A 7,562-nucleotide genomic window follows, 5' to 3' on the forward strand; every position below is an offset into this window, starting at 1 on the left:
GGTACTTGACGTGGCGACGATCAAACGCTAGGATTTGCAGCACTTTTCCCCGGTAGCTCAGTCGGTAGAGCGGGTGACTGTTAATCACTAGGTCGGCAGTTCGAGCCTGTCCCGGGGAGCCAAAAGAATCAGGCACTTAGCGCAATTTGCTAGGTGCCTTCATTTTTCCGGGCTAACCCAGGGCTAACCTCAGAAGGAAAAACGGGGTGCGGGTGCTGATTCCGTCCAGATCGACGGCCAGGCGGTCGGCGGTGCTCTTGGGACACTCTGAAACGAAAACGATTGGCTCAGATTGAGCCCATTGTTTTTCAGCGTTGACGTTCCCGACCGGTGCGCCAGCGTGTGCCTTTTTCACTCGGTTATACCGCCTTCCCAGCAATAGCTTGAAGGCATCCGCGTCTAGCCATGAATCGCCCGCCAAGGGGTCATACGTGCCCTGTGCTGCGTCCTGTGGGGAGACTGGTGTAAACTGGTGGCTCTGGGGTGTTTGCGGGCCTTACGGGGCATCTCTCGCCCACCATGAGCGGGATTCATGCGTCCGTTCACGATGCGGTCACGATGCGGTCACAATGCGTTCACTATGGCCTGCAAAGCCTTATCAGTGCTGACTATTGCCGTCCACCATGCGGTCACGATTACGGCCTTATCAGCTTCCTGATCTCGCGCTCTTGCCGGTCATATTCACGAATCAGCGCCATGACTGCCCGCACCTCTCGCCGAGCGGCACGCACTCCGCTGCTCTTGGCATTAGCCGCGCTCTTGGCCTTTCCGGCTTCGGTCACTGGTCCGGTGCTCTGTTCCCACGGTCGCCATTGCCGGATCATCTCGGCCTGTCTTGCTCGGCGCTCCGGTGTCCAGCCGTTCGATATGCTCATGGGTAATTTCCTTTAGTTCGGTGTCCTGATCTGATTTTACAGGGACGGGCGCGGGTGTCCCATTGTTGACCTGCATGGGTCCGGTGGCCTGATTGATCTGTTGCTTGCCCACGAACACGGCGGGATTTTTGAGGGTCGCCAGCGCCTCGGCAGCATGGACACATTGCCTTTGCGCCTTGAGCGATGCGGTCAGCCACATTTTGACGTGATCCGCGTTTTCGGTGTCCATTGCTCGCCGGGCAAGGCTGTTGAACATGGCGTCCAGTGTGTGCATCTGGCTGACCAGCATAGTCTCGATGCGGGTCATGTCGCCGCCTATGACTCGGCGGGCCTGTGAACCCACCTCAGCGAGTAGCGGGCCAGGCTCGGCCTTAACCCCGCCCCATATGTATTTTCCCATAGTGAATGCTGCTTGCACATGCGGCATGGTGGCGGCTTTTGCAGCGTCCTTTTCCGGGGTGTCCGGGTCGCCTTCAATGACAACAATCCCGTTGTTTGCTGATGTCTTTGCTTTGGTCATGGTTTTGTCCTCTGTACGCGCCGGATCATGGCGGCGATGTTGTGAATGGCTCGATGGTCGGATGGTGTAGCGGCCAGGAATACGCGGGCGGTGCCTACGGTGGCGACAAGGTGCCCTCCGCGTGTACGGGTGATCTGGATGCCGGGGAACTGCCTGTGCAATTCGCGGATATGCCGGGTCATGACGGCGATCCCAGAAACTCAGGACACGATCTGGGGGCCATCGGATACGCGGCCAGATACCCGCGCTGATCCTTCGGCGGCTGGCCTGTCACTGTGGCAAGACAAGAGCCTATCCCCTGCGCCGTGGTGCCTGGTTGGAACCGGACGCATTGCCCACAAGTAATGGTCGCTGGTGCGGCCATATCTTGCCCAGAATCCACGCGGGCGGGTTGGGTGCTACGTTGATCCGTCTGCGCGGGCATCATGGCTGTATGTCCTCAAAGTCGATGTCGTCGTCTGGGACCTCCTCGCAAAGGTGGCAACCCGCCCCATCACACTGCGGGCAATTTTCTATTGACGTATGCGGACTTTGCGGACTTTGCGGACAATGAGCATCTATAAGGCTTTCAGCGTTGCGGACAACGTGCGGACTTTGCGGACTTTGAACCGGTGAGATTTCATTGTCCGCATTGTCCGCGTCGATGTCCGCACGGCGAAAGCCCCGCCGTTGTTGATTGTCCGCATTGTCCGCATTGTCCGCACGCTGCAATGAGTAAATGACGCGTTTCCGCCCCCCAGCTTTTGGGTCTACTTCGCGGCGGTGGAGTGCCCCATCATCCACAAGTGGAGTCAGAACCCGATCAAGGTCTTTCGCGTCGATATGCTTCTTGAAACAGACGTTGATTAGGGTCCGACGATCCGCCTCTTTGCCCGGCTGATTGTCCAGAAACGCCAGCACCTTGCGTTCCTTGTCCGTATCTCGGGCCCGCCCACCCATACCGGCCAGGACATAGGCAGCGGTGGCAGCGCCGTACTGCGCCCAGGCATACCCGACTTGGATATGCTCCGGGGTAATCATCAAGGATTTCTCCAGGATGGCGTGAATCAGCGCGATGCGTAGACAGATAGGTGCCCTACGCTCCGTAGCAGCGGCCACCAAATCGCCAGCGGGGTGCGGCTGTTTTAGCGCCGGGTACAGAGATTCCCATAAGTGTGCTGCGCCGGGGGTCATAGAGGCTTTGCGGCTGTCTCTGGTGGTCGGGTAGGTGCCCTTCGCCCATCGGATAGCGTCCTCGATGCGCCGGGCAAAACCTGCCACAACCCCGGTGTCCGTAGGCTCCGGTAAGGCCACCATGCAAGTGCGCTCCGCCCATATCATCAAAATACGATTGAACGTCCCGCCATTGATCTCTCTGGCCTCGATGCGGGCCTGTAGTTCGCCGGGGGTGATGTTGCCGTGAAGCGCAATGTGGGGATGCGTTGACCACATGCCCCTGCCTTTCGTGAGAGGCTGAATATTCCCGCCGTCCCACACGTCCCGCAATGCGGGCAACAAGGTGTTGCCTTCGCGCTTGCCCTGCGCCAGCACGTTGGAGAACTCAGCCTCCACGATCCAGAGCCGCTTATCATCCACGGCAGGCACTTCCTCTTTGCCCTGCCTGTATAGCCATCGTGAACGGCTCCGGCCAGCCCCTCACGGCTCGATAAACCGCCGCTGTGGAGCTGCCCACAAGGGTGGTCTTCACGGTCGCCGGTGATGGTGTTGCGGATGCGTCTGACCAGCCCCAGGGACTCGCCCTTGCCACCTCTGGCGCTGCGGCCTATGTGGAGCGTGAACAGGTTGACGTGGTGCCTGGTGTCGCCAATCGGTAAGTAGATGTCAGGACCAACCTCGGCGGATAGCCAGGACAGGCAGGCGGCGGCAACTGCGACGGGGTGGACCTCCTTGCCGTCCGACCCAGCGCGGGCGATCTCGCCAATGATGCCGGACAGCATGACATCGGTATCGGGAACCGGTGGCGGGGTGATCTGGTCCGTTGCGTCCTCGGCCTGGTAGGTTTCTGCGGCCTGCTCATCCCAGCTACTCATTGAACGCCCCCAGCAGCTTGGAGTGCATCGCTTATGCGCTCCTCGGCCAGCGCCAGACGGTCCAGGGATTCCCCATCCATTTCGTGCCCAGCATTGACGGCTTCAACGATCAATCGGGCCACTGTGATTTCGTGAGAGACACCCTTCAAGGCGTCTTGCCAGTTGAACGGACGCCGCATGGGGCCGGTGCCGTGGTCGCTGAGGCTGCGCCGGTCGCCGGGGAACAGGTCACTTAGGCTCAACCCCAGGGCGTTGACGATCTCGGCGGCTCCGCAACCTGACCAACAGCGCAACAGCACTTTGCCGTCCTCAGCTTCACGAATCGAAAGCGACGGACGCTTGTCATCATGGGCGGGGCAGCGTGCAATCCATTTATCTGGTGCCGTGCGCTTCACCTTTTCCAGACGGTGCAGAACCGCGTCTATGGGGTTATCATTGGATCGTGATGTTGCTGCGTATGCCGCCCCCGCCGGGCGGCTTTTTTGTTGTGGGGTCATGGAATCAACCCTCTGCGCCAGTACGACGCTTGGCGATCCACGCGGCAAGGTCAGCGACACGATACCTGACAAGGCGTCCTGTCTTGATAAATGGCAGGTTGTAGCGGCCAGTACACCTCCAGTTGCAGAGGGTCGCTGGCTTCACGTCCAGAACAAGGGATGCCTGCCCTTCGTTGATCTGGGTGGGTACGTTCTTTTCGGTGTAGCCCAAAGTAACCGCAATCTCTTTGACGATTTCGCGGTGGAGTGAATCGGACTCGTTTTGCATGGGAAAGCGCCTATCGATGGTGGATGATGGCGCTTATGGTGCGGGGGTTTTCTGGCTCAATGCGGCAAATAGGCTATTTGCCGTTTGCCGTTTTGCATAGCCTTCACTGCTCGGTTTTGCGTGTTTTCATGGCATCTGGGATTTGCTTGATAGCATCCCTTACGGTGCGCTCTGCGGCGGGGGTGCCTTGCTCATCCAATAGACGCATGATCTCGGTGGTCGCGTTTCTGCCTCGCGGGTCTATTTCGGCCCTTCCACATAGGGCATTAATCACAGTCAGCATTATGCGACGGCTTGCTATGGCCTTGGGCACATCTCCGTCTTGGATTTCCTTTTGTGTTGCGGCGTCCTCAATCCGTCTGACCTCATACTTGTTTATTAAAAATTCAGACACGACGCCATACACGCGGAAGCTCATAAGCACCGGCTCGTTAGTGGGAGACGGGCAAAGTTCTCCAGCGAGAAAGTTAAAAACAAGGCTGGATAATTCTTTCTTCTTGGTAGGCAAAAGGAAGCTTGGCGAATGTTGTGCAGGGGTTGCGTCCCATGAAGCAGCGCCACTGTTCTGCCAATAAATTGGGATTGGCGGACCCATATTACCGGCATCATCAAGACCCTTCCATGCTCCACTGCTCAGAACCGTGTACATCCCAGGGGGAGAGGCATGAACATCTTCACCGCCAAATTTATTCTTCCAATTTGTTGAGGTTCTAATTGATGCGACAGTCTCAATCAACCCGCTTCCAATCATCGCGGCGATATGGTCACGATCAACCCCCCATCGTTGTGCTAGAGCTTTGACGGTGAACCATTGCGGCAACAACTCATAAGGCATCTGCATCATGCGCTCCTTCTCTGCGCTTCCTTCATTGAATAGGTGCCATGCCCAAGCCGGTGAAGGTTCCGGCCTTTCGCTCCGTCGAGCTAAGGCATGGCGGTGAAACTTATGCCGCGTGCCCTTGCTGGTGCTGTAACAGGTCCAGCAGGTATTCGGGTGCCAGGTCTGCCCCGTTGGGCCATGTTACGGTATGGAACAGGCTGTGGACCTCTACCCGGCTGAACAGGTCATCATCCCGCAATGCGTCGAATACCGGGCCGGTCAGCTCTCGGGATAGGTCCACATCGCCCTCCTGTCCGGTGTTGAATCGAACGTGCAGGCGATGGCCGGGGAGAACTTTTGCTTCGGTAATACGAAGTATCAAGGGCGCGGCTCCAGTCGGACTACGGCGCGACTGCCGGTAGCGGCGGCGATACGCGCAATGGTTCGCATGGACGGCGGGGCCTTGCCACTTTCCAGGCGGGCAATAGCGGATTGTGTGGTGCCCATACGTTGCGCCAGTTCCGCTTGCGACAGTCCAGCGCGGGTCCGGGCCTCGATCAACTCGCGGGCAAGGCTGAACTCATCTTCCAGCGCGTCGTATTCTGCCTTGAACGCGGGGTCTTGCATCCATTGCTCTTTCAGTTTTGATATGAGGGTCATTGTAAAATCTCCTTGGCGCGTTGCCGTGCTGTCTCTATGGCCTGCTTAGGCGTTTTCTGCGCTTTCTTGACGAAAGCATGAAGGATTACCAGCCGCTTCCCTGTTGTGGTGACATATATCGCTCTGGCAATCCCATCCGGTGCCTTGGCGCGTATCTCCCAGAGCTTATCCTCCAGGTGCTTGATATGCGGTTCGTGGACCTGCTCCAAGCCCACCTGCTCAATCATCTCCACTATCCGCGACAGACGCGCTCGCAATGCGGACGGCAGGGCGTTCAGTTCATCATCAACACGCTGGTCAAGTGTCTCTGTGGTCCACTTCACGATATAGCACTTTTGCGATTACGGGGCAATTTCTTCAACGGCACAACCTCGGCGGTTTTCTTGACTCCAGCAGCCACCAGTATGGCATCGGTGCCTTTCTGCCATGCATCGGCAACCGGGTCTTGAGCCAACCTTGCATAGACGGCGGTGGTTTGCTGCGAGTGGTGGCCTAGTCCCTTGCCTATGACGGCCAGAGACACCCCCGCGTCGATCTGGAAGGACGCCAGCGAACGGCGCAAGTCATGGATGCGTAGGTCATCAATACCTGCCCGTTGCAACAATCGTTGCCAGCCCTTTTTAGGCTCTACAAGGTGGCCTGTAGCACCTGAACCGGGGAATACCCATCCCTGTGCTCCGCTGGCCTCTCTGCGGGCCTGTAGCACCTTTATGGCGGCATCGGTGAGGGGCACAACGATATTGTCCTTCGCCTTCGCCTTGGGGCCGGGGATGGTCCACGTTGCGCGATCCAGATTGATCTCTGCCCAGTGCATCGCCAGCACGTTGGAGCGACGCGCCCCGGTCAGCAGCGAGAGCATGATGTAATCCCGCATATCGGGGTTCTCCTCGGCGGCCAGTGCCTCGAAGAACTTGGGCATTTCATCGGGATGCAAACGACGATCCCGGCTTTCCTCTCTGTTCATCTTTAGCCCGGCTGCGGGGTTGGTCAGGTTGGGTATATCCAGCGTCTTGATACCGAAGTTGAACAGTGCCCGCACCAAGGCAAGAACGCGATTTGCAAGAATCCTTCCAGACCTTGCCGAAAGGGTGGTGTGCAGCTTGCGTATCTCGTTGCGCTGAATGTCGGATAGCTTCTTGCGGGCCAGCCCTTGCAGGTGCAAACGGTAGTTGTCCTGATCTTTGCCCAGGCTCTTTTTGCCTCTGGCCTTGCACTCCTTAACCCACTCGCTGAACAGGTCAGAGAATGTCATCTCCGCCTTCCTGATACGCTTCTGCTCGGCGGGGTTGGCCCCTGCGGCAATATCGTTGACGATCTTCGCGGTAGTGTTCCGGGCCGTCTCAATGGTCACGGTGGTGGCATCGCCTATGCGTACCCACTCCACTTTGCCCTCCACCTTACGGACGCAATAGAACGCCTTGGCTCCGGCTGGTGTGACGCGGATGCACAATCCTTTCTGTGTCTCATCATAAACGGTGATCCGTTTGCCGGGGACAGGCTCCAGCGCCGCTATGCGGGCCTTGGTGAACTGCATCTTCTCAGCCATGTTTTACCCCCTCCCGGGCTAACCTTTTGCGGCGCGTTTTCGCCACGATCTCCAGCATTTCCGGCCCAGTGACGCGATTTTCGGGCTAACCGTGGGCTAACCTCAGGCTAACCTTTTAGCGGTAAATCGGTGAATGTCGGTAAAGGTAGTATCTGACTAAGTGATTGATACGTCAAGATACAGGGGGGTAGATAAAACGCCATAAATGCCCGGCTTTGAGACTGTTAATCACTAGGTCGGCAGTTCGAGCCTGTCCCGGGGAGCCAAACAAAACAAGAGGTTAGGCAAAAATGTCTAACCTCTTTTTGTTTGCCGACTCATAGCGAACCAGAAAAGCAAAACCGGG

9 protein-coding genes and 1 tRNA gene are annotated in these 7,562 nt (G+C 57.7%); 1 reads left to right on the forward strand and 9 read right to left on the reverse strand.

What is annotated here, in order from left to right; all coding sequences use genetic code 11:
• Positions 1-46 precede the first annotated feature (46 nt).
• Positions 47-122 (forward strand) — tRNA-Asn (locus tag ACYCUK_RS22000).
• A 625-nt stretch (positions 123-747) separates the two neighbouring features.
• Here ACYCUK_RS22000 and ACYCUK_RS22005 read toward each other — a convergent pair.
• From ACYCUK_RS22005 to ACYCUK_RS22045, 9 genes are all read right to left on the reverse strand, one after another.
• Positions 748-1,395 carry a hypothetical protein gene (locus tag ACYCUK_RS22005; protein WP_461596755.1) on the reverse strand — a complete coding sequence of 216 codons (648 nt, stop codon included), beginning with the start codon at positions 1,393-1,395 and terminating at the stop codon, positions 748-750.
• 423 nt (positions 1,396-1,818) lie between these two features.
• Positions 1,819-2,970, reverse strand: a complete 1,152-nt coding sequence (locus tag ACYCUK_RS22010; RefSeq protein ID WP_461596756.1) for a YfjI family protein — start codon at positions 2,968-2,970, stop codon at positions 1,819-1,821.
• A 451-nt stretch (positions 2,971-3,421) separates the two neighbouring features.
• Complete coding sequence (locus tag ACYCUK_RS22015) at positions 3,422-3,922, reverse strand: hypothetical protein (protein ID WP_461596757.1); 501 nt, start codon at positions 3,920-3,922, stop codon at positions 3,422-3,424.
• Between the two features lie 4 nt (positions 3,923-3,926).
• The gene (locus ACYCUK_RS22020) at positions 3,927-4,190 is read right to left on the reverse strand and encodes a helix-turn-helix domain-containing protein (protein ID WP_461596758.1); all 264 of its coding nucleotides are present in this window, start codon (positions 4,188-4,190) and stop codon (positions 3,927-3,929) included.
• A gap of 103 nt (positions 4,191-4,293) precedes the next feature.
• Positions 4,294-5,031: a hypothetical protein gene (locus ACYCUK_RS22025; protein ID WP_461596759.1), complete on the reverse strand. Its 738-nt coding sequence runs from the start codon at positions 5,029-5,031 to the stop codon at positions 4,294-4,296.
• A 103-nt stretch (positions 5,032-5,134) separates the two neighbouring features.
• Positions 5,135-5,392 carry a DUF2442 domain-containing protein gene (locus ACYCUK_RS22030; RefSeq protein WP_461596760.1) on the reverse strand — a complete coding sequence of 86 codons (258 nt, stop codon included), beginning with the start codon at positions 5,390-5,392 and terminating at the stop codon, positions 5,135-5,137.
• A complete protein-coding gene (locus ACYCUK_RS22035; protein WP_461596761.1) occupies positions 5,389-5,670 on the reverse strand; it encodes a helix-turn-helix domain-containing protein in 282 nt (93 codons plus the stop codon). The genes ACYCUK_RS22030 and ACYCUK_RS22035 overlap by 4 nt, the downstream gene beginning before the upstream one ends.
• Complete coding sequence (locus ACYCUK_RS22040) at positions 5,667-5,993, reverse strand: type II toxin-antitoxin system RelE/ParE family toxin (protein WP_461596762.1); 327 nt, start codon at positions 5,991-5,993, stop codon at positions 5,667-5,669. Before ACYCUK_RS22040 ends, ACYCUK_RS22035 begins: the two co-directional genes overlap by 4 nt.
• Positions 5,990-7,216, reverse strand: coding sequence for a tyrosine-type recombinase/integrase (locus ACYCUK_RS22045; RefSeq protein WP_461596763.1), 1,227 nt, complete (start codon positions 7,214-7,216; stop codon positions 5,990-5,992). Before ACYCUK_RS22045 ends, ACYCUK_RS22040 begins: the two co-directional genes overlap by 4 nt.
• Between the last annotated feature and the right edge of the window lie 346 nt (positions 7,217-7,562).

The organism is Thiomonas sp. (assembly GCF_054608695.1).